Origin of the sequence: Rhizobium etli CFN 42 (assembly GCF_000092045.1) — a bacterium.
GTDB classification, from domain to species: domain Bacteria; phylum Pseudomonadota; class Alphaproteobacteria; order Rhizobiales; family Rhizobiaceae; genus Rhizobium; species Rhizobium etli.
Window position 1 is genome coordinate 4,164,946 of the sequence record NC_007761.1, and the last position, 25,569, is coordinate 4,190,514.

Consider the following 25,569-nt stretch of genomic DNA (forward strand, 5'->3'; position numbering starts at 1 on the left):
CTTACACGGAATCACGCAATCAATGAGCGCGCAAGCCCCTATTTCTTCACACTAGAAATCGTCCCGACGAAATTTGTGACATCGGCTTCCATCTTTTCGACCATGACGTCGATACCTCTCGCATTTGGATGCATCCCGTCATCGAGTTTCAGCCCCGCATCGAGCGCCACCCCATCGAGGAAGAAGGGATACAGCCGAACTTCGTATTTCTCCGAAAGTTTCCGATAAATTGGATTGAAGCGCTCCGCATAGTCCGCACCCATGTTCGGCGGCGCCATCATGCCGACGAGGAGCACAGCGATACCGCGCTCCTTCAGGCGACTAATCATACGGTCGAGGTTCTTCTCGCTCTCTTCGGGCGGAATGCCGCGCAGCGCATCGTTGGCGCCGAGCTCCAGGATGACGCCGTCGGTCCCGTCAGGCACCGACCAGTCGATGCGGGCAAGCCCCCCTGTCGTCGTGTCGCCCGACACGCCGGCATTCGCGATGGCAACATCGAGCCCCTTCGCCTTCAGGGCCGCCTGCAGCTTTTCGGGGAAACCTTCGCCGGGCGCCAGCTGATAGCCGGCCATCAGGCTGTCCCCCAACCCGACGAGATTGATCGTTCGGGCAGCGGCGGCACTTGCAAAAATCAGCGAGACGGCGATGACGGTGAATTGAAGGGCGGCAACTTTAAATCTCATTCTGGCTTCCCTAGATTGGCGAGGTGCCGTCATGCGGCCATTCGCTTAGAGATTAATATAGGGCGATTTCCGTTGGCAAAAACCATCATCGAGTTGAAGAGCGCCGATCTGACCCTTGGCAGTGCCGCCGCTTCCGTCCATGTGCTGAAGGGCATCGACCTCGATATATTAGCCGGCGAATCCGTCGGCATTGTCGGCCCATCGGGTTCCGGCAAGTCCACCCTGCTGATGGTGCTTGCTGGATTGGAGAAGCTCGACAGCGGTGAAATCAACATCAACGACACGCCGCTCCATGCGCTCAGCGAGGACGAGGTCGCCGATTTCCGCGGCCGCAACATCGGCATCGTCTTCCAGTCCTTCCACCTGATTGCCAATATGACGGCGCTGGAAAACGTCGCCGTGCCGCTGGAACTCGCCAATATCAGCAACGCCTTCGAAATCGCCCATCGCGAGCTGAATTCCGTCGGCCTGGGCGAACGGTTGAACCACTATCCGGGCCAACTTTCCGGCGGCGAACAGCAGCGCGTGGCGATCGCAAGGGCGCTGGCCCCCTCGCCCGCTTTGCTGATCGCCGACGAGCCCACCGGCAATCTCGATACCGAGACCGGCCGCCAGATCGCCGACCTTCTCTTCGCCAAACAGGCCGAACGCGGCATGACCCTGCTGCTCGTCACTCACGACGTCTCGCTTGCGAACCGCTGCTCGCGCCAGATCCGCGTTCGCTCCGGCCGGATCGAAGGCGACAGCGCCGCCCGCCGCAGCGAGGCGGCAATCGCATGAGGATGATCGCGCCGCGCACCGCGCTTGCTTTTCGCCTGGCGCTCCGTGAGCTGCGCGGCGGCATTCGCGGCTTTTACATTTTCCTCGCCTGCATCGCGCTCGGCACAGGCGCGATTGCCGCCGTCAATTCGGTTTCGCAGTCGATCACCGACACGATCGCCTCGCAGGGGCAGGAGCTCTTGGCCGGCGACGTCCGCTTCGAGCTCAACAACCGCGAGACCACACCGCAGGAAATGCGGTTCCTCGAAAGTCTCGGCACCGTCTCGGTGTCGACAGGTCTGCGGTCGATGGCCCGCAAGCCTGATGGTTCCGACCAAGCGCTGGTCGAGGTCAAGGCGGTCGACGACGCTTACCCTCTCTATGGCAGCTTCGCGGCTGAGCCGGCTTATCCGCTTGCAGCCCTGCTTTCGGCCCAAAGCGGCACCTATGGCGCGGTCGCAGCCCCGCTGCTTCTCGATCGGCTTGGCCTTGCGGTGGGCGACGAATTGCTGCTCGGCAATGTCAAACTCAGCATCACCGGCACCGTCAAGACCGAGCCGGACGCCCTCTCCGAGGGCTTCGGCTTTGCGCCGCGCCTGCTCGTCAGCCGCCGGGCACTCGAGGCTTCGGGGCTGATCCAGACCGGAAGCCTCGTCGAACATGCTTACAAGATCCGGCTGGAAGACAAGAGCGCGATGTCCGGCATTCAGGCGCGCGCATCCAGGGAATTCCCTTCCGCCGGCTGGGCGATTCGCACCAGCGACCGGGCGGCCCCCTCGCTTACCGAAAACATCACCCGTTTCTCGCAATTCCTGACGCTGGTCGGTCTCACCGCGCTGATCGTTGGCGGGGTCGGCGTCGCCAACGCGGTGCGTGCCTTCCTCGATTCCAAGCGCACCACCATCGCCAGCTTCAAATGCCTCGGTGCGCCGGCCGCCGTCGTCGTGCTGATCTATCTCTTCCAGATCAGCATCATCGCCCTTGGCGGCGTCATGATCGGCCTCGTCGTCGGCGCCCTTTCGCCGATCTTCGCCGCGCAGTTCCTGGCGCAATTCCTGCCGGTGTCCACAGCGCCGACGCTCTATCCCGGCGCCCTGCTGCTTGCGGCGCTCTTCGGCATCCTGACGACGCTCGCCTTCGCCATCCTGCCGCTCGGCCATGCCCGCGAAGTGCCGGCGACGGCGCTCTTCCGCGAGCAGGGCTTCGAGGCCCGCCGCCTGCCGTCCTGGCCCTATATCCTGCTGGCCGCCCTTTTCATGGCAACACTTGCCGGCCTTGCCGTCCTCACCGCCTATGATCGTTTCATCGCCATCGTCTTCGTCGGCGCGATCGTCTTCGCCTTTGTCGTGCTGCGCCTCGTCGCCGCTCTGATCGCCTGGCTCGCGCGCCGCAGTCCGCGCGTCAACTCGCCGGCGCTCAGGCTTGCGATCGGCAACATCCACCGCCCGGGCGCGCTGACGCCATCAGTCGTGCTGTCGCTCGGCCTCGGCCTGGCATTACTGGTGACCCTGACCTTGATTGACGGAAACCTGCGCCAGCAGCTGACCGGCCGGATGAACGAGGGAGCGCCGAACTTCTTCTTCGTCGATATTCAGAGCGCCGAGGTCGACGCCTTCCGCAACCTCGTCCAGGCGCAAGCGCCGAAGGGCAAGCTCATGCAGGTGCCGATGCTGCGCGGCCGCATCGTCGCCTTCAACGGCGAGGACGTCACCAAGATGAACGTGCCGGCTGCCGGCCGTTGGGTGCTGAACGGCGATCGCGGCATCACCTACGCCGACACGCTGCCGGAAAATGCCGCGCTCACCGAAGGCAGCTGGTGGGACAAGGATTACAGCGGCGAGCCGCTCGTCTCCTTCTCCTCGGAAGAGGCGCACGAGCTCGGCCTCAAGATCGGCGATACCGTCACCGTCAACGTGCTCGGACGCAACATCACGGCGAAGATCGCCAATCTGCGTCGCGTCCAGTGGGAATCACTGTCGATCAATTTCGTTATGGTCTTCTCGCCGAATACCTTCCGCGGCGCCCCGCATGCCTGGCTCGCAACCCTGACCGATCCTGCCTCGACGCCGGCCGAAGATGCGGCGATCCTCAAATCCGTCACCAACACCTATCCGACGATCACCAGCGTGCGCGTCAAGGACGCGATCGATATCGTCAACCAGCTCGTTGCGCAGCTTGCGACCGCGATCCGTGCCGCAGCATCGGTGGCCCTGATCGCCTCGATTCTTGTCCTTGCCGGGGCGCTCGCCGCCGGCAACAGGGCGCGCACCCACGACGCGGTGGTGCTGAAGACGCTGGGCGCCACCCGCGCGATGCTGATTCGTGCCTTCAGCTACGAATATCTGATCCTCGGGCTGGCGACTGCGATCTTCGCGCTTATTGCCGGCGGTATCGCCGCCTGGTTTATCGTCGCCCGCATCATGCGGCTGCCGTCCACCTTCCTGCCTGATGTGGCAGGGTTGACGCTGGTGACGGCACTCGTCCTCACCGTCGGCATCGGCCTCATCGGCACCTGGCGCATCCTCGGTCAGAAGGCGGCGCCTGTCCTTCGTGAGCTTTAGGTAGATAGCGCCGCCAAACAGCATTCACCTTACGGCGATTTAACCGGCCGAGCCCTTGCAAACCCCTTGTTTGCCCCGCGCGAAAGCCTCATATTGTCTGCAGGCATGCTGGAGCTCCGCAGCGGCGCCCGGGTCGAGAACCCCGACACCGTATCTCCTTCGGAGCTTGTAAGAGGAAACTATGGCTGATCTTCGTAACTATCAAAGCCGCGTCCAGACCGGCGAGATGATTGATCAAGGCCTGCGCGCTTATATGCTCAAGGTCTACAACCTGATGGCGCTGGGCCTGGCGATCACCGGCGTGGCCGCATATCTCGGCTTCAACTTCGCGGTCCAGGACGGCCAGCTCACCCAGTTCGGCGTGCTTCTGTTCCAGTCGCCGTTGCGCTGGGTCGTCATCCTTGCCCCCCTTGCGGTCGTCTTCTTCCTGAGCTTCCGCATTCATCAGATGAGCGTGTCCGCCGCCCAGACCACCTTCTGGATCTACGCCGCCCTGGTGGGGCTGTCGCTCTCGTCGATCTTCCTGGTGTATACGGGCCAGAGCGTCGTTCAGACCTTCTTCGTCACCGCCGCCTCCTTCGGCGCGCTGTCGCTTTACGGCTATACGACGAAGCGCGACCTATCGGCGATGGGTTCGTTCCTGATCATGGGTCTCTTCGGCCTGATCATCGCCTCGCTCGTCAACATCTTCCTGGCGTCGTCCGCGCTGCAGTTCGCGATCTCCGTGATCGGCGTGCTGATCTTCGCAGGCCTCACCGCCTACGACACGCAGCGGATCAAGGAACTCTATTATGAAGCCGATGACGTCGCTGTCGCCGGTCGCAAGGCGATCATGGGCGCACTGACGCTCTATCTCGACTTCCTCAACCTCTTCATGTTCCTGCTGCAGTTCATGGGCAACCGCAGATAACAGGCGCATTGAGATCGAAAAGGCGGCTTCGGCCGCCTTTTTTGTTGCGCCGGTTTCGCGGGAGTGATTTTAGAGGAGCCTGCTCTTTCGATGGACCTGCCGCCCGATGTCCTTCCTCCTGCGCGACGCCTCCCAAGCCGACATCCCCGCCATTACGGAGATCTATCGTGACTCGGTCTTGAATGGCGTTGCAAGCTACGAGATTGCGCCGCCCTACGAGGCCGAAATGGCCCAGCGTTTTTCCGCGATCGTCAGCCAGCAATATCCCTATGTCGCCGCAACCGATGCTGACGGGAAACTCCTGGGCTACGCTTATGCGTCGGCCTTCCGCACCCGCCCCGCCTATCGCTGGATGGTGGAGGATTCGATCTACCTGGCGCCCGAAGCCCGCGGCCGTGGCGTCGGCAAGGCACTGATGGCCGAGCTGATCGACCGCTGCACCGCGCTTGGCTTTCGTCAGATGGTAGCCGTCATCGGCGGCGCGAGCCCGGCCTCGATCGCGCTCCATCTGAAGGCAGGTTTTGTGGAGGTCGGCCTGATGAAGGGCACCGGCTACAAGCATGGCCGCTGGCTGGACACGATGCTGATGCAGCGCGGCCTCGGCGCGGGCATGACGACCGATCCGGATCCCTCTACCTATCCCGGTACGCTGTTTATGGGCTGATGAGAGCTATTTATCGACGAGTTTCAAGGCCTTGTCGAACACCTTGAGGACCTGATTCAGCTCGTGCCCGCGCTTCAGGATCATGCCGTTGACGTTGATGACAGAATAGGCGCCCTGTTTGGCGGCAAGCTTCGGGTTCTTTTCGATCCGGAAGAGCGGCATCTCGCCGGAGCGCTTGAAGACGGAAAAGACTGCTCTGTCCTTCAGATGGTCGATGGCGTAATCGCGCCATTCCCCCTCGCCGACCATGCGGCCGTAGATCCAGAGGATCGCGTCCAGCTCACGCCGTTGGAAGGTCACCGGAAGCGGGTCCTTGCTTTGTTTGTACTCCCTGAGATCGACGACGACCGAGGAACTATTGTCGACGGAGCGGCTTTCGCCGTGTCGCAAATCCGGCTGATCTGTCATCAGGTCTCCAAGGCCTCCGCTTGTGACAGGAGAGTGACAGTTTGCCCGAGCCGCCGCAAATTGCAAGAGTGCGGCCCCTCACATTTGGCCGTACCGCAGCGCCGCACGTCCAGGCACCTTCGTTGGGGACCAAGCAATGCTTTCTCCCCTGTGCCGCATTTCAGTCAAAACAGCGCCTCATTTGCAGGGGATTTATGCATCCCGGTTTGGCGCCAGCGCGCCAAAGGGCCCGGCGGAGCGTATCGACCTTAACCCCAGCCCCGAATACGCTCGGCCGGGCCGCCCGGCATTTCACCCGTCATCGGGCGAAATATCAGATATTTTTTCCCGCCATCACCACGGTTGCGCCGAGAATCGCTGCCGGATCGCCGTCGGCCGTCGCCGACTGCAGCAGAATCGCGCAGCCCTCGAGTTGCGGTCGCTGCAGGACGCTCGCCGGCAGCGTCAGACTGGTCGCCTTGCCGTCCCACATGCCGACGGTTTCGACATTGGTGACGCTGTGCAGATAGGAGATTTTCTTGCCGCTGTTTTCGCCTTTTTCGACGTCGATCGTCTTTTCCTTGTCGAAATAGACCATCACAACATTGGCCTTGCCCTGCCCGGCGCCGATCTTGATCTCCAACTCGTCGCCGCGCATTGCCGCGCTGACGGGGATGGTCAGCCCGTTGCCTTCGCTGCTGTAAGTGTCGATCTTGCTGTTGATGCCGTTCAGATCGGCGCCGGCCAAATGGCCGCGTCCGTTGACGATGGCTTGCGGCGTATAGACGTTGCTGCGGCCCATCGTCCTGGCATAGCCATATTGCCGCTCGGTATTTTCCTTCGAGCTCAGCGTATCGGCCCAGCCGAGATAATTCCAGTAATCGATGTGGTAGGCGAGCGCAATAACATCGCCTTGGTTCACCAGCTTGCGGAAGGCGGCATCAGCGGGAGGACAGGAGGAGCAGCCTTGCGACGTGAAAAGCTCGACGACGCCTTTGGGCTTGCCGTCTTCGGCATGCAGCGAGCCAGCAAAAGCAACGCCGGCGATCAGCGAAATCAAGAAACGGGGGGACATTCACCTGCACCTCTTTTTCAGCGCCGGCGTTTTGGAACCGAAGGCTCTGAGATATCAGAGTACGAATAATCCTTCCCAGTCCAAACGAAAAATCACGAAGGGGTGAGACCGCAGCTCGACCGGAACGCAGCTGAAACAAATCATCGTGAGCCTCCGGCAAAGACTGTCGCCGCAAAGAAAAGCCGCCGGAAACTGCTCTCCGGCGGCCATTATCAATCAACTCTCTTATAAATCAGGCAGCGAGATCGCGCAGAACAGTCTGCAGAATGCCGCCATTGTTGAGGTAGATCACCTCGTCGAGCGTATCGACGCGCGACAGCAGCGGAACTTCCTTCACGGTGCCGTCGCCATAGGTGATCTTGGCGATCTTCCTCTCGCGTGGCTTGATCTTATCAAGCCCTTCGATGGTGACGAGCTCGTCACCCTTGAGACCGAGGCTCTGCCAGGTCGTGCCCTCTTCGAAGACGAAGGGAATAACGCCCATGCCGACGAGGTTCGAGCGATGGATACGTTCGAAGGACTGAGCGATCACCGCCTTGACGCCGAGCAGGTTGGTGCCCTTGGCCGCCCAGTCGCGCGACGAGCCGTTGCCGTATTCGACCCCGGCGAAGATGACGAGCGGCACGCCTTCGGTCTTGTACTGCATGGCGGCGTCGTAGATCGAGGTCTCTTCCTTCGACGGGTAATGGATGGTGTAACCGCCTTCCTTGCCGTTCGGTCCGAGCATGTGGTTGCGGATGCGGATGTTGGCGAAGGTGCCGCGCATCATCACTTCGTGGTTGCCGCGGCGCGTGCCGTACTGGTTGAAGTCGGCAACCGCGACGTCATGGCCGATGAGGTAGGCGCCTGCCGGCGATGCCGCCTTGATCGAACCGGCCGGCGAAATATGGTCGGTAGTGATCTTGTCGCCGAAGAGACCGAGGACGCGGGCGCCCTTGATATCCGCGACGCCGGTGCCCTTCTTGCCCATGCCGACGAAGTAAGGCGGGTTTTGAACATAGGTCGAATTGTCGTCCCAGGCATAGGTCTGGCCCGGCGGGACCTGAACGGCCTGCCAGTTGACGTCGCCCTTGAAGACGTCGGCATATTTGGATTCGTACAGCTCGCGGGTCACATACTTCTGGATGAACTCCTGCACCTCGTGCGAGGTCGGCCAGATATCCCTGAGGTAGACTGGATTGCCGTTCTGGTCTTCACCGATCGGCTCCTTCGTCAAATCCTTCTGCACCGTGCCGGCAAGCGCGTAGGCGACGACGAGCGGCGGCGAAGCGAGGTAGTTTGCTTGAACGTCCGGCGAGATGCGGCCTTCGAAGTTACGGTTGCCGGAGAGCACGCCCGATACGATCAGGCCCTTGTCGTTGATCGTCTTCGAGATCGGCGCCGGCAGCGGGCCGGAATTGCCGATGCAGGTGGTGCAGCCGAATCCGACGAGATTGAAGCCAAGCTTGTCGAGATCGGCCTGCAGGCCCGACTTGGCGAGATATTCGCCGACGACCTGCGATCCCGGCGCCAGCGAGGTCTTGACCCACGGCTTGGTCTTCAGGCCCTTGGCAACGGCATTGCGGGCGAGAAGGCCGGCGGCAATCAGCACCGACGGGTTGGAGGTGTTGGTGCAGGAGGTGATGGCGGCAATCGCCACGTCGCCATGGCCGAGATCAAAATCCGTGCCTTCGACCGCATAGCGGTTGTTGAGCTGGCCGGGCTTCTTGTAATCGGCATCCATCGAGCCGGCGAAACCGGAAGCGATGTTTTCGAGCGCGATGCGGCCTTCCGGACGCTTCGGGCCGGCCATCGACGGCACAACGTCGCCGAGGTCGAGTTCCAGGGTGTCGGTGAAGACCAGATCGGAGCCGTCGCCTTCACGCCACATGCCTTGGGCCTTCGAATAGGCTTCGACCAGCGCGATCCGGTCATGCGTGCGGCCGGACATGGTGAGATAGTTGATGGTTTCGCCGTCGACCGGGAAGAAACCGCAGGTGGCGCCGTATTCCGGACCCATGTTGCCGATCGTCGCACGGTCGGCGAGCGGCATGTTGTCCATGCCGGGGCCGAAGAATTCGACGAATTTTGAAACGACGCCCTTCTTGCGCAGCATCTGCACGACGGTCAGAACGAGGTCGGTCGCGGTCACGCCTTCCTTGAGCTTGCCGGTCAGCTTGAAGCCGATGACTTCCGGCAGCAGCATCGAGACCGGCTGGCCGAGCATCGCCGCTTCCGCTTCGATGCCGCCCACGCCCCAGCCGAGAACGCCGAGACCGTTGATCATCGTCGTGTGGCTGTCGGTGCCGACGCAAGTATCGGGATAGGCGATCGTCTCGCCGTCTTCTTCCTTCGTCCAGACGGTCTGGCCGAGATATTCGAGATTGACCTGGTGACAGATGCCGGTGCCCGGAGGAACGACACGGAAATTCTTGAAGGCCTGCTGGCCCCACTTCAGGAAGCGGTAACGCTCGCCGTTGCGCTGATATTCGAGCTCAACGTTCTTGGCGAAAGCCTGCGGCGTGCCGAATTCATCGACGATGACGGAGTGGTCGATGACGAGGTCGACGGGAACGAGCGGGTTGATCTTTTCGGGATCGCCGCCGAGCGACACCATCGCGTCGCGCATCGCTGCAAGGTCGACGACGGCGGGAACGCCGGTGAAGTCCTGCATCAGCACGCGCGCCGGGCGATAGGCGATTTCGTTTTCGACGGCACCCTTGTTGTTCAGCCACGCGGCGACGGCCAGGATGTGTTCCTTGGTGACCGACTGGCCGTCTTCGAAGCGCAGCAGATTTTCGAGCAGCACCTTCATCGAATAGGGAAGCTTCGAGACGCCGGGCAGGCCGTTTGCCTCAGCCTTGGGCAGGCTGTAATAGACATAATCCTTCCCGTTCACCGAAAGCGTGGAACGACAATTGAAACTGTCAAGAGATTTAGACACGAGAGGCCCCGTTTCTGATAGCCAACACAGTCGTGCGAACGCCTATGCACTTAATGCACATCAGGATGCGGGTACGGCCATTTCCGCTGTCCGCACGTGGAGAGATGCTCCAAGTTCGGCGCAAGGATGAAATTCACGCCGACCGCTGGCGTGGTTGCAGGTCTTATAGATAATTTCCTAAAAACTTGCCATACCCGTGCACAGTCAAAATCCGAGATTTTTTGAGCCCGCCCGAAGCCGCAACGAAGAAAGAACCGATACATGCATCTCACCGCCGAAAATCTGGCCGCAAGGCGCGGTGAGGATATGATTTTCATTAACATTTCCTTTTACTTGGCAGCTGGCGAGGCGCTTGTGCTGACGGGGAGAAATGGATCGGGAAAGTCCACTTTACTGCGCGTCGTCGCCGGCCTTCTCAAGCCGGAAAAAGGCACTGTGATCTTCGGCGATAAAGAGAGCCCGGAAGGCCAGCATCCCGGCGAGGTCAGCCACTACCTCGGCCATCGCAACGCAATGAAAAATGAACTTACGGTTGCAGAAAATCTGGACTTCTGGCGTCACTTTCTCCGAAGTACCTGCAGCTCTGCCGACCTCTCCGTCGAGGACGCCACTGAGGCCGTCGGCTTGTCGGGAATTTCCCATCTTCCCTTTGGCTATCTCTCCGCCGGCCAGCAGCGCCGATTCGCCTTCGCCAAACTGCTCGTCGCCCACCGCCCCGTCTGGATTCTCGACGAACCCACAGCCGCACTCGACGCCAGCGCCGACCGGCTGTTTGCCGGGTTGATCGAAGCGCATCTGGCAAAAGGCGGCATCGTCCTGGCGGCGACGCATCAGCCGCTGGGCTTGAAGAATGCGCAGGAATTGAAGATGACGGGCTTTGCCGGCGTGGATCGGGGGGTGTGGGGATGATGGTCTGCGGATACTTACAGGGATCTAAGACCCCTCCCCAACCCCTCCCAACAAGGGGGAGGGGCTATAATGCCGTGCTGTCTCGCTCAAACCTCACCGTCACAGTCGGCCGAACGGTAACAGCCGGCGAACCCTTTGCCTTTGGCGGCCATTGCGGGCCGCGGTTTAGCCCCTCCCCCTTGTGGGGAGGGGTTGGGGCGGGGTCTTACTTGGGCCTCGACACGGAGCGCCCCGCATGACCGCCCTCTTCCTCCGCGATCTCAAACTCTCGATCCGCGCCGGCGGCGGCGCGCTGATCGGGGTGCTGTTCTTCCTGACAGTCGTCGCCGTCATCCCGTTCGGCGTCGGCCCCGATCTCAAGCTGCTCTCGCGCATCGGCCCCGCCATCGTCTGGATCGGCGCGCTGCTTTCCGCCCTTCTCGGCCTCGACCGCTTGTTCCAGGCCGAGCGCGACGACGGATCCCTCGACCTGATGCTGATGCAGGAAACGCCGCTCGTCCTCACCGTGCTGGTCAAATGCTTCGCCCATTGGACCGCCACCGGCCTGCCATTGGTCATCGCCTCGCCGCTGCTCGGCCTCTTCATGAACATGGACGAGGCGGCGATCGGCGCGACCATGCTGACGCTTCTTGTCGGCTCGCCGGCCATCACCTTCATCGGCGCCGTCGGGGCCGCCGTTGCCGTGGCGCTCCCCCGCGGCGGCCTGCTGGTCTCGATCCTGGTCCTGCCGCTGACCATCCCGGTTCTGATCTTCGGCGTCAGCGCCATCTATGCCGCGGTGGAGGATCCCGCACCGTTCCTGCCGCCCTTTCTCATCCTTATCGCGCTCACGCTGTTCTTCGCCGTCATTGGCCCGGCTGCCGCCGCCCTTGCGCTGCGAAACACGGCGGATTGATTGGCATTCGATTGCGGGAAAAGCCGGATCAAGATAAGGAAGCGGTCATGAGCGAACCGAGCCTTGCCATCAGTAAATTCAGCGATCTCGCCAACCCGACGCGGTTTCTGGCGCTGGCGGCGCGCGTTATTCCGTGGCTGGCCAGCATCACCGCCCTCTGTTTCGCGGTCGGCCTCTATCTCAGCTTTTCCACCGAAGGCGACTACCAGCAGGGCGAGACCGTGCGCATCATGTATGTCCATGTGCCCGCGGCCTGGCTTTCGATGATGTGCTACACGATCATGAGCATCTCGGCGATCGGCACGCTGGTCTGGCGCCATCCGCTGGCCGACGTCTCCGCCAAGGCCGCAGCCCCGCTCGGCGCCGCCTTCACCTTGCTCGCGCTGGTCACCGGTTCGCTCTGGGGCAAGCCGATGTGGGGTACCTGGTGGGTGTGGGACGCGCGCCTGACCTCGGTCTTCGTGCTCTTTCTGATGTATCTCGGCCTGCTTGCGCTGAGCCGCGCCATCGGCGATCCGTCGAGAGCGGCGCGAGTCTCGGCCGTGCTCATCCTCGTCGGCTTCGTCAACATTCCGATAATCAAGTTCTCGGTCGAATGGTGGAACACGCTGCACCAGTCGGCCAGCGTGCTCAGGATAGGCGGTCCGGCGATCGACCCGGAATTCCTGCGCCCGCTGCTCGTCATGGCAATCGCCTTCACCCTCCTCTTCTTTACCCTGCACATCATGGCGATGAGGAACGAGATCTGGCGCCGCCGCATCGCCGCACAGCGCCGCATTGCCGCCCGGATGGCGAGCCGGGAGGAGTAGATCATGACGCATGCCTTCTACGTCTACGCCTCCTACGGCTTTGCGGCGCTCGTGACTATCGCGGTCACGCTCTGGACCTGGGCCGACGGCCGGGCGCGCCGGCGTGAACTCGCAGCCCTCGAAGCCGCCGGCATTCGCCGCCGCTCGGCGCCCGCGAGGGACGGCGAATGAGCGGAACACCCGAAAGCAACCCCGGCAAGCCGGGCGGACTTAGCCGCTACGCCCTGGCGCTTCTGCCGCTAATCGTCTTCGGCGCCATTGCCGCGACGGCCGCAAAGATGCTCTACGACCAGGATTTCCATGGCAAAAACATCGCCGAAATCCCGTCGGCCCTGATCGGTACCAAGGCGCCTGCACTGAACCTTCCGCCGCTCGACGGCGCGAACCTGCCGGCGCTGACCGATGCGGCGATCAAGGGCAAGCTGACCCTCGTCAATGTCTTCGCCTCCTGGTGCATCCCCTGCCGCGACGAACACCCGATCTTGAAGGAACTGGCGAAGGACGGTCGGCTCAACATCGTCGCCATCAACTACAAGGACAAGAACGACAACGCCCTGCGCTTCCTCGGCGAACTCGGAAATCCCTATCGGGCGATCGGCGTCGATCCGAACGGCAAGGCGGCGATCGATTGGGGCGTCTACGGCATACCGGAAAGCTACCTGGTCGCAACCGACGGCACGATCCTCTACAAACGCGTCGGCCCCTTCGACGATATCAGCCTGAAGGAAGGGCTGTTTCCGGCAATCGAAAAGGCGCTGGCGAAGCCGGCTTCGTAAATTTCATCTCGGTTAAGGCCCCTCCCCAACCCCTCTCCACAAGGGGGAGGGGCTTGAATACCGCTCCCACTTAATTTCCATCTCAACTTTTCATCCGCAGAAAGGCAGCTGGTGGCCGCAGTCGGCGCAACTCGTTAGTCCCTCCCCCCTGTGGGGAGGGGTTCGGGCTATAGCCCACCCTGCCAGACCTTGATCGCCTCCACCGGCCAGATCAACATCAGCACGTTCAGTGTCAGATTATCGCGGATCACATAGCCGGTGAAAATCTCGAAGAAGATGGCGATCACGACCGTCAGCGCCACCGGCGCCCGCGCTGCAAAGAAGAAGCCGAGGCACATGAAGACGGTGTCCATCGCCGAATTCAGGATGCTGTCGCCGTAATAATCGAGCGCCATCGTCGCCGTGCGGTAGCGGTCGATGATTAGGGGCGAATTCTCCAGCAGCTCCCAGCCGGATTCGATCATCAGCGCCAAGAGCAGCCGTGCCGCCAGCGGCTTGCGGCGCAGGATGAGATATCCAAGCCCGTAAAAAAGGAAGCCGTGAATGATATGCGACGGCGTATACCAGTCGGAAAGATGCTGCGAATTGCCGCTGGTATTGACCCCGCCTTCCCATAGCTTGACGTAACCGCAGGCGCAGATCGGCACGCGGCCCATCAGATATTCGGCGATGATCTGGGCGACCAGGACCGCAAGACACGCGACGAACCAGAAGGCCTGATGCCTGACCCGATATTCGACGTCTGCAGCGCTCACTTTTCGCCGTCCATTTCGGGATTGAGGCTGTGTTTCAGCACCAGCGGCATCTGCGCCAACGTGAAGATGATGGTGATCGGCATCGTGCCCCAGACCTTGAATGCGACCCAGGTATCGTCGGAAAAATTGCGCCAGACGACTTCGTTCAGCACAGCGAGGAACAGAAAGAAGACGCCCCAACGAATGGTGAGTTTGCGCCAGCCTTCGGCATCGAGCTGGAAGGCGGCGTTGAAGACATAGCCGAGCAGCGACCGGCCGAAGGCGAGGCCGCCGAGCAGCGCCACCCCGAAGAGCGTGTTGACGATAGTCGGCTTCATCTTGATGAAGGTCTCGTTCTGAAGCCAGATCGACAGAGAGCCGAAGATGACCACGACGATGCCGGACACGAAAGGCATGATCGGCAGATGACCTAGCACGATCTTCGAAACCACAAGCGAAATCACCGTCGCCGCCATGAAAAGCCCGGTCGCTACGAACAGCGGCCCGCCCAGTTCGGAAAGGGCGGGAAATTTTTCCACCAGCCATTGGCCACGCAGATTGGCGAAGAAGAAGATCAACAGCGGCCCGAGTTCCAGCGCCAGTTTCAGCATCGGATGATGGCGGTCGGCCGCGCTCGGCGTGATATCGCTTTCGGTGGTCATGCGTTCTTCGAACCTGCTATTCCTGAAAACCTGATTCCCGACCGTCCCTTGCAGGCTTTCGGCGGCATATCTGTGGCATCATTGGGGAAGCCCGGCAATGGCACGGGCAAAATCCTCGGCCTCGAAGGGCTCCAGATCGTCCACGGCCTCGCCGACACCGATGAAATAGACCGGCAGCTTGTGCTTGGCGGAGATCGCGACGAGAATGCCGCCACGCGCCGTGCCGTCGAGCTTGGTCATGATCAGCCCGTTGACGCCGGCGACATTGCGGAAGATCTCGACCTGGCTCAGGGCATTCTGGCCCGTCGTGGCGTCGAGCGTCTGCAGCACGGTGTGCGGCGCATCGGGATCGAGCCTACCGAGCACGCGCACGATCTTCTCGAGCTCCGCCATCAACTCGGCCTTGTTCTGCAGACGGCCGGCGGTATCGACGATCAGCACGTCGCATTTTTTCGCTTTCGCCTGTTCGAAGGCATCATAGGCAAGGCCGGCAGCATCGGCGCCAAGCTTGGTGCCGACGAATTCCGAGTTCGTCCGCTCGGCCCAGATCTTCAGCTGCTCGATCGCTGCCGCGCGGAAGGTATCGCCGGCCGCCAGCATCACCTTCAGCCCGGCACCGGAAAGCTTCGCCGCCAGCTTGCCGATCGTCGTCGTCTTGCCGGTGCCGTTGACGCCGACAACGAGGATGACATGCGGCTTGTGCGAGAGGTCGAGCTGCAGCGGCTTGGCGACCGGCTTCAGGACTTTGGCGATTTCGGACGCCATGATGCGGCTGACATCCTCGCCGGTAACGTCCTTGCCGTAGCGCTCGGAGGCGAGTGTGTCGGTGACGCGCAGCGCCGTCTCGACGCCGAGATCGGCCTGGATCAACAGGTCTTCGAGATCCTGCAGCGTTTCGTCGTCGAGCTTGCGCTTGGTGAAGAGAGCGGTGATCTGGTTGGTGAGCTGCGAGGAGGTGCGCGCAAGCCCATTGCGCAGCCGCTGGAACCAGCTGAGTTTCGGCTGCGGGGCAATGGGTTGCGGTTCGATGATTGCCGGGCCAGTGGCAAAACCTTTGGGGAGGATGGGAGATTCCGGCTTTGGCTGTTCCGCCGCAGGTTCGGAGGAGATACCGTCCTCTGCCCTGCCGGGCAGCTCCCCCAAAGGGGGAGAGATCGGCTGAATGGAGATGTCTTGTTTCACATCCATCTCAGCAGGAATTTCTTCCGAGAGCGCTTCTGTTACCTCAACGGTCTCTTCGATCGAAACTGGCGCGTCGGCCTGCGAACGATCTACCCGCTGGTGGGGAAGATGTCCCGAAGGGACAGAGAGGGTTTCTTCCACCTCGCTCTCTGCAGTTGCCGGCGTTTCTGCTTCAGCCTCGGCTTCCAGCAGTGAAAGCGGCACCAAGCCGAAATCGCTCATCTGATCTGCGGGAGGCAAAGGCAAGGCCTCATCAGGGAGGTCCGATTCCTCGGCCCCACCCTCGCCGACATCCGCTGCCGGTCCGCCGGCCGTATCCATTTCCTGGGGAAGAACGGGATCGTCCACGATCGGCAGATCTTCGTCGCGCGAGCGCGGCTCGAGCTCTCTTTCAACGGCATCAGGCACGGGTTCTTCAGCCGGCTTGCCGAAGGTGAAGACCTTTTTGATGAAACTGAGCGCCATGGGGATTCCGTGAAAGTCAGGCCGCTGCGGCCGTCAATTGCATGTCGAGATGCTTGCCATTGTGGCCGGTGATCGTCACCGGCACAAGTTCGCCGGGACGAAGGTCGGCGGCCGCGACCAGCGTGAAGTTTTCCGTATGCGCCAGGCCGTTGTTTTCGACAAGCAGCCACTGCCGGGTTCCGACCATGCCATCGAGATGGGATTGATGCAGCCTATGTCCAGTGTCGCGGAGCCGCGCGGCTCGATCCTTGACGAGCGACCGGTCGAGCTGCGGCATGCGGGCGGCCGGCGTGCCGGGACGCGGGCTGTAGGGGAAAACGTGCAGATGCGCGATACCGGCCTCTTCGGCTAGCCGCACGGCATTGGCGAACATCTCTTCGGTTTCGGTGGGGAAGCCGGCGATCATATCGGCGCCGAAGCTCATCTCCGGGCGAAGACGGCGTACGTCCTCAATGAAACGCAGCGCATCGGCGCGCGAATGCCGGCGCTTCATCCGCTTGAGGATCATGTCGTCGCCATGCTGCAGCGACAGATGCAGATGCGGCATGAAGCGCGGTTCTTCGGCGATGAGATCCATCAGATGGGCGTCGGCCTCGATGCTGTCGATCGAGGAAAGCCTGAGGCGGCGGATATCCGGAATCTGCTTCAAGAGCGTCTTGGCGAGAAGCCCGAGGGTCGGGGTTCCCGGCAGATCGCTGCCATAGCTGGTGGCGTCGACCCCGGTCAGGACGATCTCGCGGTAACCGCTGTCGGCGAGCCTGCGGGCCTGGTCGACGACGGCTCCCATCGGCACGGAGCGGGAATTGCCGCGACCGTAGGGGATGATGCAGAAGGTGCAGCGATGGTCGCACCCACTCTGCACCTGAATGAAGGCGCGCACATGGCCATCGATATGCCTGATCATCTGCGGCGCCGTCGTCTTCACGCTCATGATATCGTTGACCCGCAGCTTCTCTTCGGCCGAAACCCCAAAATCAGGCAGGCTGCGATAGGAGGCGCTCGAAAGCTTCTCCTCGTTGCCAAGCACGGCGTCGACCTCTGCCATGGCGGCGAAGGTCTCTTTCTCAGTCTGCGCGGCGCAACCGGTAACGATGATGCGGGCATGCGGATTGTCGCGCCGCGCCCGGCGGATCGCCTGGCGGGCCTGACGCACGGCCTCACCGGTCACCGCACAGGTATTGACCAGGACGGCATTGTTGAGCCCGGCCTTCTCGGCCTGCGCCTTCATCACTTCGGATTCATATGTGTTGAGGCGGCAGCCGAAGGTAATGACCTCGATGCCGCTCACTGCGCCTCGACCTCTCGGGCATCATCTCGCGACCAGCAACCGGTCGCAGGATCGAGCCTGCCCGACCACTCCCATTCGGCCGGGCCGGTCATGATGACGTGGTCGTCGCGCTCGCGCCACTCGATCGAAAGCATGGCCGGCGGCTTGGCGCTTGCCACATTGATCTTTACCTTGCGGCCGGTGCGGCCGGTGCGCGCGGCGCTGACGGCGGCAGAACAGGCGGCCGAACCGCAGGCAAGCGTCAGGCCGGCGCCGCGCTCCCAAGTGCGCGTTGTCATCGTTGTCGGCGAGGTCACCTGCGCCAGCGTGATATTGGCGCGCTCGGGAAACATCGGATGGTTTTCCAGCAGCGGCCCGAAGCGGGCGAGATCATAGGACATCACGTCCTTGTCCACCCAGAAGATCGCATGCGGATTGCCCATCGACATGGCCGACGGCGAATGCAGCAGCGGATTGTCGATCGGGCCGATCTGCAGCTCGATGCGGCTGGTGTCATGGAATTCTTCCGCGAGCGGGATTCTGTCCCAATCGAAGACCGGCTTGCCCATATCGACGGAGATCGTCCCGTCCTCGTGCTCGATGGCATTGAGGATCCCGGCGACCGTCTGGAAGGTGAAGGCCTTTCGCCCGGTCTCGGCGGCGAGCGCCTGCACGACGCAGCGCGTACCGTTGCCGCAGGCCTGCGCCTTCGAGCCGTCGGAATTCAAAATGTCGATGAAAGCATCGGTGCCGTCCGCCTTCGGATCATGGATCGCCATGATCTGGTCGAACTCCGTCTGCGGATCGGCATTGAGCGCGACCGCCGCCGCCGGCGTCACCTTGTCGGACCGACCGCGCATGTCGACGACCAGGATCTTGTTGCCAAGCCCGTTCATCCTCGCGAATTCGACCGTTGCGCTCATGATATCATTCCGTCCGTCTTTCCGCTGTATATGGCGGAAACGCGAGGGAATTACCAGTGGGTGAGTGCCATGCGCGCGTTGCAGCCGACCGAGGTTGCGGGCCGTCCGGCTTCTACCGCTGCCCGCCGTCGGGCTCGAACGACGCCGCATGCGCCTCGACGATAGCGGCGGTGATGACCTTTCTCAGCTCGTAGACCAGCGAGCGGGACCGTTTGCGATCCAGATCCTGTGCCGCTTTTGCAAGACTAAGGCCTTCGTTGAGGACAATATGATGGGCCCGTGCCAGCGCCCAACTTTCAATATCAGCATTGATCATTCGATATCTCCGCCGGATCATCCGGCATCAAGGATATTCACGAATCATTTTACAGGACGCACTTAAGTAGAAAATAGAATCACAAGCAGAAGATTTTGCAACTCGCCTGAATAGCGAATTTGAACTGTGGGCGGGAATTTAACCGCTCGCCCCTACGTGGCACCGCTTCCGAAAAGCCTGCAGTGGAATCATCCGCCCGCATTCGCCTTGACTTTCCCGCCGCTTTCCTGTTTATCGCGCCCAATCCGCGACGAGCCGCATGACTCCGAGCCGCCGACCGGGACCTGAGATCCCGGAGGTCAACACCCGACAGCGCGATGCGCCCTCGGGTGCTTTTTGGCTTTGCGTCTTGTTTTCGTCAAGGAAAAGCACGACGTTTCCGGGCAGATCGAACCCGCCCGAAACGTATCAAGGAAGAGCCGATGTTTGAAAACCTCCAGGACCGTCTTGGATCCATTCTGAATGGACTGACAGGCCGTGGCGCGCTTTCGGAAGCCGATGTCTCCGCAGCGCTGCGCGAGGTTCGCCGTGCGCTGCTCGAAGCAGACGTCGCGCTCGATGTCGTGCGCTCCTTCACCGACCGCGTGCGTGAAAAGGCTGTCGGCGCCGAGATCCTGAAGTCGATCAAGCCCGGCCAGATGGTCGTCAAGATCGTCCATGACGAACTGATCGAGATGCTCGGCGGCGAAGGTGTCGGCATCGATCTGCATGCGCCCGCGCCCGTGGTCGTGATGATGGTCGGCCTGCAGGGCTCCGGCAAGACGACGACAACTGCCAAGATCGCCCATCGCCTGTCGACGCGCGAGAAGAAGAAAGTGCTGATGGCGTCGCTCGACACGCGCCGTCCGGCAGCCCAGGAGCAGCTTCGCCAGCTCGGCGCCCAGGCCAGCATCGACACGCTGCCTGTTATCACTGGCCAGTCGCCGACCGATATCGCCGCCCGTGCGGTGCAGGCGGCCAAGCTCGGCGGCCATGACGTCGTCATCCTCGATACCGCCGGCCGCACCCATATCGACGAGCCCTTGATGGTCGAGATGGCCGACATCAAGAAGCGCTCGAACCCGCATGAAATCCTGCTGGTCGCCGACAGCTTGACCGGCCAGGATGCCGTCAACCTCGCCCGCAACTTCGATGAACGCGTCGGCATCACCGGTCTGGTGCTGACCCGCATGGACGGCGACGGCCGTGGCGGTGCTGCCCTGTCGATGCGCGCCGTCACCGGCAAGCCGATCAAGCTGATCGGCGTCGGCGAGAAGATGAGCGAGCTCGAGGAATTCCATCCCCGCCGCATCGCCGACCGCATCCTCGGCATGGGCGACATCGTCTCGCTCGTCGAGCGCGCGGCTGAGAACATCGACGCCGAGAAGGCGGCCGCCATGGCCGCCAAGATGGCCAAGGGCAAGTTCGATCTCGACGACCTCGCCGATCAGTTGCGCCAGATGCAGAAGATGGGCGGCATGGGCGGCATCATGGGGATGATGCCCGGCATGGCGGGCATGAAGGACAAGATGGCTGCCGCCGGCCTCGACGACAAGCTGTTCGGCCGCCAGATTGCCATCATCCAGTCGATGACCAAGGCCGAGCGCGCCAATCCCGACCTCCTCAAGCATTCGCGCAAGAAGCGCATCGCCGCCGGCTCCGGCACCGATGCCGCCGCCATCAACAAGCTTCTGAAGATGCACCGCCAGATGGCCGACATGATGAAGATGATGGGCGGCAAGGGCAAAGGCGGCATGATGAAGCAGATGATGAGCGGCCTTGCCGGCAAGATGGGGCTTGGCAGCGGCATGGGTGGCGGCATGCCCGATCTCTCGAATATCGATCCCCGGCAGCTCGAAGCCCTGCAGAAGCAGGCCGAAGCGGCGGGGCTTGGAAAGCCGGGTGGGGGTATGCCCGGTCTCGGCGGTCTGCCGGGTGGTTTGCCTGGCCTCGGCGGCGCCAAGCTGCCGGGCCTCGGCGGTGGTTTCCCGGGATTGCCCGGTTTGCCGAAGAAGAAGTGAAAGGATCGCTTGCCCCATGATTGATCCAGACGTCAAAGCCCAGCTCGCGAGCTATCGTCAGTCGATCGACAACATCGATGCCGCTCTCGTGCACATGCTGGCCGAACGCTTCCGCTGCACTAAAGAGGTCGGCGTGCTGAAGGCCAAATACAATCTGCCGCCGGCCGATCCGGCGCGCGAGGAATACCAGATCGAACGCCTTCGCCAGCTGGCGAAGGCCGCCAATCTGGATCCGGATTTCGCCGAGAAGTTCCTGAACTTCGTCATCAAGGAAGTCATCCGGCATCATGAGCAGATCGCTGCGGATCACGCTGAACAGAGCGCCGCAGCCCGATAACCCTACCGCCTCACAAAGCGGTCAAGAAAAGCCTAAGGAGTAAAGAACATGGCACTGAAAATTCGTCTCGCCCGCGGTGGCTCCAAGAAGCGCCCGTACTACCACGTCGTTCTCGCCGATGCGCGCAGCCCGCGTGACGGCCGCTTTCTCGAAAACCTCGGTTCCTGGAACCCGATGCTCGCCAAGGACGACGAGAAGCGCGTTCAGCTGAACGCCGAGCGCATCAAGCACTGGCTCGACAACGGTGCCCAGCCGACCGACCGCGTTCTGCGCTTCCTCAATGAAGCCGGCGTTGCCAAGCGCGAAGCCAAGAACAACCCGATCAAGGCAAAGCCCGGCAAGCGCGCCCAGGAACGCGCCGCCGAAAAGGCTCAGAAGGCCGCTGACGCCGCTGCTGCTGCCGACGCCGCAGAATAATCGGGGGCTTCCCCAATCGAACGGGCGGCATGGCGACATGCCGCCCGTTTTCATTTCCAATTACCCGCACTTCGTTTATGAGAAACCTGTCTTTCCGGCTTCACATGAAGGAACCCATGACAAAGCTTGAAAACCCCGTTCTGATGGCGACGATCGGCGGCGCGCAGGGGCTGCGCGGCGAAGTGCGCGCCAAGGCCTACACGGCCGATCCCACCGCGCTCGGCGATTACGGCCTTTTGCACAGCACGGACGGACGCAGCTTCGAAATCCTCGAAATCCGCGAGATGAAGAACGTCGTCGTCGTCCGCTTCCGCGGCATCAACGACCGCAACGCCGCCGAAGCGCTGAACGGACTTGAACTCTACATCGAGCGAGATAACCTGCCGGACGAGGAACTCGAGGACGACGAATTCTATTATGCCGATCTCGAAGGGCTCGAAGCGCTTGATGACAAGGGCGTCAGCTACGGAACGGTCACCGGCGTCTTCGATTTCGGCGCCGGCGATCTCCTGGAGCTCAAGGGACCGGGCAAGCGCCCCGTTCTCATTCCCTTCTCGGAAGCCTCTGTGCTGGAAATCGATCTCGAAGCCGGCACGCTCCTGATCGATCCGCTTGCGGCGGGACTGGTCGACGACCCCGAGCTTTCGCAGTTCACTGCGGGCAAGCCGAAAAAGAAGAAGTAATGGCTTTCCGGGCGCGCGTACTGACACTTTATCCGGAAATGTTTCCGGGGCATCTTGGCTTCTCGCTCGCCGGCAAGGCGATGGAGCGTGGGCAATGGTCGCTGGATCTGGTGCAGATTCGCGATTTCGCCACCGACAGACACCGCACCGTCGATGACACGCCGGCCGGCGGCGGCGCCGGCATGGTGCTGAAGGCTGACGTTCTCGCCCGCGCGATCGACAGTGCCGGTGAAAATGACCCCCGCCCGCGCCTGCTGATGAGCCCGCGTGGCCGGCCGCTGACGCAGCAGCGCGTGCGCGAGCTTGCGGCGGGTGACGGCGTCGTTATCGTCTGCGGCCGCTTCGAGGGCGTCGACCAGCGGGTGATCGAAGCGCGCGGACTGGAAGAGGTCTCGGTCGGCGACTACGTGCTGTCGGGCGGCGAGCCGGCGGCGCTGATCGTGCTCGATGCGATCATCCGCATCCTGCCCGGCGTGATGGGCAACGATCTTTCCGGCCTGCATGAAAGCTTCGAAGGCGGACTGCTGGAACATCCGCATTATACGAGGCCGCAGGAGTGGGAAGGCCGGGAAATCCCCTCCATTCTGACATCCGGCAACCACGGCGCCATCGAAAAGTGGCGCCACGAGGAGGCGGTGCGGCTGACGCGGGAGCGGCGGCCGGATCTCTTCGAAAAGGTTGAATCAGAGAAAAACGGCTGATTCCACCCTCCTCTTCACAAAAATGTCGTGCGAGGGATGACAAGCTCCGGCCTTTCGTGTATTGGCGCACGCGGAAATGGGGTTAGCCCCGTCTGCCAGCAAACAAAGAATGGCGAATCCGCTCCCGCCCTTGAAGGGCAAAATCCTGAGGCTGGCCCAAAGGATCCGTGTCGAGCGCTCTGGCTGTTTCAGAAGAACCAAAGGTTAAGACGATGAACATCATTCAGCAGCTCGAGGCCGAACAGGCCGCCAAGATCGAAGCCAAGCGCACCCTCCCCGAATTCTCCCCGGGCGACACCGTCCGCGTCAACGTGAAGGTCACGGAAGGCAATCGTACCCGCGTTCAGGCCTATGAAGGCGTCTGCATCGCCCGCTCCGGCGGCGGCCTGCAGGAAAACTTCACGGTTCGCAAGATCTCCTACGGCGAAGGCGTCGAGCGCGTATTCCCGGTCTACTCGCCGATGATCGAAAGCGTCGACGTCGTCCGCCGCGGTAAGGTCCGTCGCGCCAAGCTCTACTACCTGCGTGACCGTCGCGGCAAGTCTGCTCGTATCGTTGAAGACACCGGCGTTCGCGCCCGCAAGCTCAACGACGCCGAACGCGCCGCCGTTGCCGAGGAAAAGGCACGCATCGACGCTGAAAAGGTTGCAGCCGCTCAGGCGCTCGCCGCCGAAAAGGCAGCGGCAGAAGCTGCGGAAGCCAAGGCCGCCGCTGAAGCAGCAGCAGCCGCTGAAACGGCAGCAGAATAAGATCTGCGAAAAATTCTGTTTCTGGAAAGGCGGTCTTCGGATCGCCTTTTCTCTTTTTTGCGCGCCCGAGCAGCCGGCGGCCTTGCCTCGAACCTATCATCCGTGACAATTTTCGCTGTCAATTTTGGAGCCCATCCCATGCTGTTTCGCCGCACCGTTCTTGCGAGCTTCGCCGCTCTTACGCTTTCGCCCCTGGCCGTATCGGCTGCCGAACTGCCCGATCTCGGCGGCAAGAGCGTCGTCGTCGTCACCGAGAATGCCTATCCGCCGCTCCAGTTCGTCGATCCGAAATCCGGCAAGGCGATCGGCTGGGAATATGATGCGATGAACGAGATCGCCAAGCGGCTGAACTTCAAGGTCGAATATCAGAACACCAGCTGGGACGCGATGATCCAGGCGGTGTCCGACGGCCAGTATAACATCGGCATGACCGGCATCACCATCAAGGACGACCGCAAGCAGAAAGTCGACTTCTCCGATCCCTATATGCGTTCGCAACAGTTCATGCTGGTGCGCGGCGACGAGAAGCGTTTCACCGACGCCAAGAGCTTTGCCGCCTTCAACGACGGTCTGATCGGCGCCCAGCCCGGCACTTCGCCTTTTTATACCGCCGTCTATGAAATCCTCGATGGCAACGAACAGAACCCGCGCATCAAGCTTTTCGAAACCTTCGGCGCAACCGTGCAGGCGCTGAAAACAGGCGACGTCGATCTCGTCCTGACCGACAGCGTCGCTGCCAAGGGCTATGTCGATTCCTCGAATGGCGGGCTGAAAGTGGTCGGCGAACCGCTTGGCACCGAGGACTTCGGCTTCATCTTCCCGAAGGGTTCCGATCTCGTCGGTCCGATCAATGCTGCCATCGCAGAGCTGAAGGCGGACGGCACCTTCGATGCGCTGAACAAGAAGTGGTTCCTCGACTACAAGATGGGCGAATAAGCCGAGCGATCGCAGATGGCGCCACAACCATTCCTGCGGCATGAGAAGGACGACCGTCCCTGGTGGCTGGGCGTCCTTATCCTGATCGGCATCCTCCTCGCCGTCGTCATCACCACCAACGACATTTACACGCAGGTCTTCCGAACCGTAGTGAACGGCGTCGGCGTCACCGTGTTCGTGACGCTCGTCGCCTTCATGCTGGCAACGGTGCTTGGTCTCGGTATCGCGCTGCTCGGCTTGGCCGACAGCATCGTGCTGCGCCAGATCGCCCGTTTCTACATTGAGATCATCCGCGGCATCCCGATGCTCGTGCTGCTCTTCTACGTCGCCTTTGTCGGTGCACCGGGTTTTGTTGCATCCTATAACTTCGTCATCACGCCCTTGGTGAAGAGCGGCGTCGCTGAACCGATCCTCGTGCGCGACCTGTCCCTGATGTGGCGCGCCATCATCGCGCTGATGATCGGCTATTCCTCCTTCATTGCCGAAATCTTCCGTGCCGGTTTCCAGTCGGTCGATATCGGCCAGATCGAAGCGGCCAAGTCTCTCGGCCTGTCGCGCTACCGCCGCTTCCGGCTCGTCGTCTTCCCGCAGGCGATCCGGGTTATCTTCCCGCCGCTTTCCAACGACTTCGTCTCGATGGTGAAGGACTCATCGCTCGTCTCCGTCCTCGGGGTGGCCGATATTACCCAGATGGGCAAGGTCTACGCCTCCGGCTCCTTCCGCTTCTTCGAGACCTATTCGATCGTCACCTATATCTACCTGATCCTGACGATCGGCCTGTCGCTTTTTCTGCGGCGGATCGAAAAGAAGATGAAGCAGATGCCGCGGCGCTGAGCCGCCTTACGA

Annotated in this window: 27 protein-coding genes; 17 read left to right on the forward strand and 10 right to left on the reverse strand. The window is 61.8% G+C overall.

What is annotated here, in order from left to right; all coding sequences use genetic code 11:
- Nucleotides 1-38 precede the first annotated feature (38 nt).
- A complete protein-coding gene (locus RHE_RS20135) occupies nt 39-683 on the reverse strand; it encodes an arylesterase (RefSeq protein ID WP_042119082.1) in 645 nt (214 codons plus the stop codon).
- Nucleotides 684-755: 72 nt separating this feature from the next.
- Between RHE_RS20135 and RHE_RS20140 the strand changes: the two genes are divergently transcribed.
- The 4 genes from RHE_RS20140 (at nt 756) to RHE_RS20155 (ending at nt 5,577) form a co-directional block, all read left to right on the forward strand.
- On the forward strand, nt 756-1,463 hold the full coding sequence (locus RHE_RS20140; protein ID WP_011427129.1) for an ABC transporter ATP-binding protein: 708 nt from the start codon (nt 756-758) through the stop codon (nt 1,461-1,463).
- Nucleotides 1,460-4,003, forward strand: a complete 2,544-nt coding sequence (locus tag RHE_RS20145) for an ABC transporter permease (protein ID WP_042119083.1) — start codon at nt 1,460-1,462, stop codon at nt 4,001-4,003. The genes RHE_RS20140 and RHE_RS20145 overlap by 4 nt, the downstream gene beginning before the upstream one ends.
- Nucleotides 4,004-4,184: 181 nt before the next feature.
- The gene (locus RHE_RS20150; RefSeq protein WP_011427131.1) at nt 4,185-4,913 is read left to right on the forward strand and encodes a Bax inhibitor-1/YccA family protein; all 729 of its coding nucleotides are present in this window, start codon (nt 4,185-4,187) and stop codon (nt 4,911-4,913) included.
- A gap of 106 nt (nt 4,914-5,019) precedes the next feature.
- Complete coding sequence (locus tag RHE_RS20155; protein ID WP_011427132.1) at nt 5,020-5,577, forward strand: GNAT family N-acetyltransferase; 558 nt, start codon at nt 5,020-5,022, stop codon at nt 5,575-5,577.
- A 6-nt stretch (nt 5,578-5,583) separates the two neighbouring features.
- On the opposite strand, the gene RHE_RS20160 is transcribed toward RHE_RS20155, so the two are convergent.
- The 3 genes from RHE_RS20160 to acnA form a co-directional block, all read right to left on the reverse strand.
- The gene (locus tag RHE_RS20160; RefSeq protein WP_011427133.1) at nt 5,584-5,985 is read right to left on the reverse strand and encodes a DUF2794 domain-containing protein; all 402 of its coding nucleotides are present in this window, start codon (nt 5,983-5,985) and stop codon (nt 5,584-5,586) included.
- Nucleotides 5,986-6,298: 313 nt separating this feature from the next.
- The gene (locus RHE_RS20165; protein WP_011427134.1) at nt 6,299-7,039 is read right to left on the reverse strand and encodes a DUF1223 domain-containing protein; all 741 of its coding nucleotides are present in this window, start codon (nt 7,037-7,039) and stop codon (nt 6,299-6,301) included.
- Nucleotides 7,040-7,271: 232 nt separating this feature from the next.
- A complete protein-coding gene (acnA, locus tag RHE_RS20170) occupies nt 7,272-9,962 on the reverse strand; it encodes an aconitate hydratase AcnA (protein ID WP_011427135.1) in 2,691 nt (896 codons plus the stop codon).
- A gap of 261 nt (nt 9,963-10,223) precedes the next feature.
- Between acnA and ccmA the strand changes: the two genes are divergently transcribed.
- The 5 genes from ccmA (at nt 10,224) to RHE_RS20195 (ending at nt 13,351) form a co-directional block, all read left to right on the forward strand.
- On the forward strand, nt 10,224-10,871 hold the full coding sequence (gene ccmA / locus RHE_RS20175) for a heme ABC exporter ATP-binding protein CcmA (RefSeq protein WP_011427136.1): 648 nt from the start codon (nt 10,224-10,226) through the stop codon (nt 10,869-10,871).
- 235 nt (nt 10,872-11,106) lie between these two features.
- Nucleotides 11,107-11,766 carry a heme exporter protein CcmB gene (gene ccmB, locus RHE_RS20180; RefSeq protein ID WP_011427138.1) on the forward strand — a complete coding sequence of 220 codons (660 nt, stop codon included), beginning with the start codon at nt 11,107-11,109 and terminating at the stop codon, nt 11,764-11,766.
- 47 nt (nt 11,767-11,813) lie between these two features.
- Nucleotides 11,814-12,575 carry a heme ABC transporter permease gene (locus tag RHE_RS20185; protein ID WP_011427139.1) on the forward strand — a complete coding sequence of 254 codons (762 nt, stop codon included), beginning with the start codon at nt 11,814-11,816 and terminating at the stop codon, nt 12,573-12,575.
- A gap of 3 nt (nt 12,576-12,578) precedes the next feature.
- Nucleotides 12,579-12,746 (forward strand): heme exporter protein CcmD, encoded by a 168-nt coding sequence (gene ccmD, locus RHE_RS20190; RefSeq protein WP_011427140.1) that lies wholly within the window; start codon nt 12,579-12,581, stop codon nt 12,744-12,746.
- Nucleotides 12,743-13,351 carry a DsbE family thiol:disulfide interchange protein gene (locus tag RHE_RS20195; protein WP_011427141.1) on the forward strand — a complete coding sequence of 203 codons (609 nt, stop codon included), beginning with the start codon at nt 12,743-12,745 and terminating at the stop codon, nt 13,349-13,351. Before ccmD ends, RHE_RS20195 begins: the two co-directional genes overlap by 4 nt.
- A 167-nt stretch (nt 13,352-13,518) precedes the next feature.
- On the opposite strand, the gene RHE_RS20200 is transcribed toward RHE_RS20195, so the two are convergent.
- From RHE_RS20200 to RHE_RS20225, 6 genes are all read right to left on the reverse strand, one after another.
- A complete protein-coding gene (locus tag RHE_RS20200) occupies nt 13,519-14,106 on the reverse strand; it encodes a DUF2585 domain-containing protein (RefSeq protein ID WP_011427142.1) in 588 nt (195 codons plus the stop codon).
- Nucleotides 14,103-14,747, reverse strand: a complete 645-nt coding sequence (locus RHE_RS20205; protein ID WP_011427143.1) for a septation protein A — start codon at nt 14,745-14,747, stop codon at nt 14,103-14,105. The genes RHE_RS20200 and RHE_RS20205 overlap by 4 nt, the downstream gene beginning before the upstream one ends.
- Before the next feature lie 78 nt (nt 14,748-14,825).
- Nucleotides 14,826-16,394 carry a signal recognition particle-docking protein FtsY gene (gene ftsY, locus RHE_RS20210; RefSeq protein WP_011427144.1) on the reverse strand — a complete coding sequence of 523 codons (1,569 nt, stop codon included), beginning with the start codon at nt 16,392-16,394 and terminating at the stop codon, nt 14,826-14,828.
- A gap of 16 nt (nt 16,395-16,410) precedes the next feature.
- On the reverse strand, nt 16,411-17,682 hold the full coding sequence (gene mtaB / locus RHE_RS20215; protein WP_011427145.1) for a tRNA (N(6)-L-threonylcarbamoyladenosine(37)-C(2))-methylthiotransferase MtaB: 1,272 nt from the start codon (nt 17,680-17,682) through the stop codon (nt 16,411-16,413).
- The gene (gene dapF, locus RHE_RS20220) at nt 17,679-18,584 is read right to left on the reverse strand and encodes a diaminopimelate epimerase (protein WP_011427146.1); all 906 of its coding nucleotides are present in this window, start codon (nt 18,582-18,584) and stop codon (nt 17,679-17,681) included. Before dapF ends, mtaB begins: the two co-directional genes overlap by 4 nt.
- A gap of 112 nt (nt 18,585-18,696) precedes the next feature.
- Nucleotides 18,697-18,921, reverse strand: coding sequence for a hypothetical protein (locus RHE_RS20225; protein ID WP_042119085.1), 225 nt, complete (start codon nt 18,919-18,921; stop codon nt 18,697-18,699).
- Between the two features lie 401 nt (nt 18,922-19,322).
- Here RHE_RS20225 and ffh point away from each other — a divergent pair, with 401 nt between their 5' ends.
- The 8 genes from ffh (at nt 19,323) to RHE_RS20265 (ending at nt 25,557) form a co-directional block, all read left to right on the forward strand.
- The gene (gene ffh / locus RHE_RS20230; protein ID WP_011427148.1) at nt 19,323-20,900 is read left to right on the forward strand and encodes a signal recognition particle protein; all 1,578 of its coding nucleotides are present in this window, start codon (nt 19,323-19,325) and stop codon (nt 20,898-20,900) included.
- Between the two features lie 16 nt (nt 20,901-20,916).
- Entirely contained in the window at nt 20,917-21,237 is a 321-nt protein-coding gene (locus RHE_RS20235) for a chorismate mutase (RefSeq protein ID WP_011427149.1), read from the forward strand.
- 48 nt (nt 21,238-21,285) lie between these two features.
- Entirely contained in the window at nt 21,286-21,654 is a 369-nt protein-coding gene (gene rpsP, locus RHE_RS20240) for a 30S ribosomal protein S16 (RefSeq protein WP_011427150.1), read from the forward strand.
- A gap of 116 nt (nt 21,655-21,770) precedes the next feature.
- Nucleotides 21,771-22,337: a ribosome maturation factor RimM gene (gene rimM, locus RHE_RS20245; protein WP_042119348.1), complete on the forward strand. Its 567-nt coding sequence runs from the start codon at nt 21,771-21,773 to the stop codon at nt 22,335-22,337.
- A complete protein-coding gene (gene trmD / locus RHE_RS20250) occupies nt 22,337-23,038 on the forward strand; it encodes a tRNA (guanosine(37)-N1)-methyltransferase TrmD (protein ID WP_042119088.1) in 702 nt (233 codons plus the stop codon). Before rimM ends, trmD begins: the two co-directional genes overlap by 1 nt.
- A gap of 212 nt (nt 23,039-23,250) precedes the next feature.
- Nucleotides 23,251-23,787 (forward strand): 50S ribosomal protein L19, encoded by a 537-nt coding sequence (rplS, locus tag RHE_RS20255; RefSeq protein ID WP_011427153.1) that lies wholly within the window; start codon nt 23,251-23,253, stop codon nt 23,785-23,787.
- Between the two features lie 138 nt (nt 23,788-23,925).
- Nucleotides 23,926-24,723 (forward strand): basic amino acid ABC transporter substrate-binding protein, encoded by a 798-nt coding sequence (locus tag RHE_RS20260; protein WP_011427154.1) that lies wholly within the window; start codon nt 23,926-23,928, stop codon nt 24,721-24,723.
- A 15-nt stretch (nt 24,724-24,738) separates the two neighbouring features.
- Nucleotides 24,739-25,557: an amino acid ABC transporter permease gene (locus RHE_RS20265; RefSeq protein ID WP_011427155.1), complete on the forward strand. Its 819-nt coding sequence runs from the start codon at nt 24,739-24,741 to the stop codon at nt 25,555-25,557.
- Nucleotides 25,558-25,569: the final 12 nt, after the last annotated feature.

Bases quoted from the DNA above. Each gene is read 5' to 3' on its own strand.
- RHE_RS20135 (WP_042119082.1), bottom strand. From the start codon at position 683: ATGAGATTTAAAGTTGCCGCCCTTCAATTCACCGTCATCGCCGTCTCG.
- RHE_RS20145 (WP_042119083.1), top strand. From the start codon at position 1,460: ATGAGGATGATCGCGCCGCGCACCGCGCTTGCTTTTCGCCTGGCGCTC.
- RHE_RS20150 (WP_011427131.1), top strand. From the start codon at position 4,185: ATGGCTGATCTTCGTAACTATCAAAGCCGCGTCCAGACCGGCGAGATG.
- RHE_RS20155 (WP_011427132.1), top strand. From the start codon at position 5,020: ATGTCCTTCCTCCTGCGCGACGCCTCCCAAGCCGACATCCCCGCCATT.
- RHE_RS20160 (WP_011427133.1), bottom strand. From the start codon at position 5,985: ATGACAGATCAGCCGGATTTGCGACACGGCGAAAGCCGCTCCGTCGAC.
- RHE_RS20165 (WP_011427134.1), bottom strand. From the start codon at position 7,039: ATGTCCCCCCGTTTCTTGATTTCGCTGATCGCCGGCGTTGCTTTTGCT.
- ccmA (WP_011427136.1), top strand. From the start codon at position 10,224: ATGCATCTCACCGCCGAAAATCTGGCCGCAAGGCGCGGTGAGGATATG.
- ccmB (WP_011427138.1), top strand. From the start codon at position 11,107: ATGACCGCCCTCTTCCTCCGCGATCTCAAACTCTCGATCCGCGCCGGC.
- RHE_RS20185 (WP_011427139.1), top strand. From the start codon at position 11,814: ATGAGCGAACCGAGCCTTGCCATCAGTAAATTCAGCGATCTCGCCAAC.
- ccmD (WP_011427140.1), top strand. From the start codon at position 12,579: ATGACGCATGCCTTCTACGTCTACGCCTCCTACGGCTTTGCGGCGCTC.
- RHE_RS20195 (WP_011427141.1), top strand. From the start codon at position 12,743: ATGAGCGGAACACCCGAAAGCAACCCCGGCAAGCCGGGCGGACTTAGC.
- RHE_RS20205 (WP_011427143.1), bottom strand. From the start codon at position 14,747: ATGACCACCGAAAGCGATATCACGCCGAGCGCGGCCGACCGCCATCAT.
- ftsY (WP_011427144.1), bottom strand. From the start codon at position 16,394: ATGGCGCTCAGTTTCATCAAAAAGGTCTTCACCTTCGGCAAGCCGGCT.
- dapF (WP_011427146.1), bottom strand. From the start codon at position 18,584: ATGAGCGCAACGGTCGAATTCGCGAGGATGAACGGGCTTGGCAACAAG.
- RHE_RS20225 (WP_042119085.1), bottom strand. From the start codon at position 18,921: ATGATCCGGCGGAGATATCGAATGATCAATGCTGATATTGAAAGTTGG.
- ffh (WP_011427148.1), top strand. From the start codon at position 19,323: ATGTTTGAAAACCTCCAGGACCGTCTTGGATCCATTCTGAATGGACTG.
- RHE_RS20235 (WP_011427149.1), top strand. From the start codon at position 20,917: ATGATTGATCCAGACGTCAAAGCCCAGCTCGCGAGCTATCGTCAGTCG.
- rpsP (WP_011427150.1), top strand. From the start codon at position 21,286: ATGGCACTGAAAATTCGTCTCGCCCGCGGTGGCTCCAAGAAGCGCCCG.
- rimM (WP_042119348.1), top strand. From the start codon at position 21,771: ATGACAAAGCTTGAAAACCCCGTTCTGATGGCGACGATCGGCGGCGCG.
- trmD (WP_042119088.1), top strand. From the start codon at position 22,337: ATGGCTTTCCGGGCGCGCGTACTGACACTTTATCCGGAAATGTTTCCG.
- rplS (WP_011427153.1), top strand. From the start codon at position 23,251: ATGAACATCATTCAGCAGCTCGAGGCCGAACAGGCCGCCAAGATCGAA.
- RHE_RS20260 (WP_011427154.1), top strand. From the start codon at position 23,926: ATGCTGTTTCGCCGCACCGTTCTTGCGAGCTTCGCCGCTCTTACGCTT.
- RHE_RS20265 (WP_011427155.1), top strand. From the start codon at position 24,739: ATGGCGCCACAACCATTCCTGCGGCATGAGAAGGACGACCGTCCCTGG.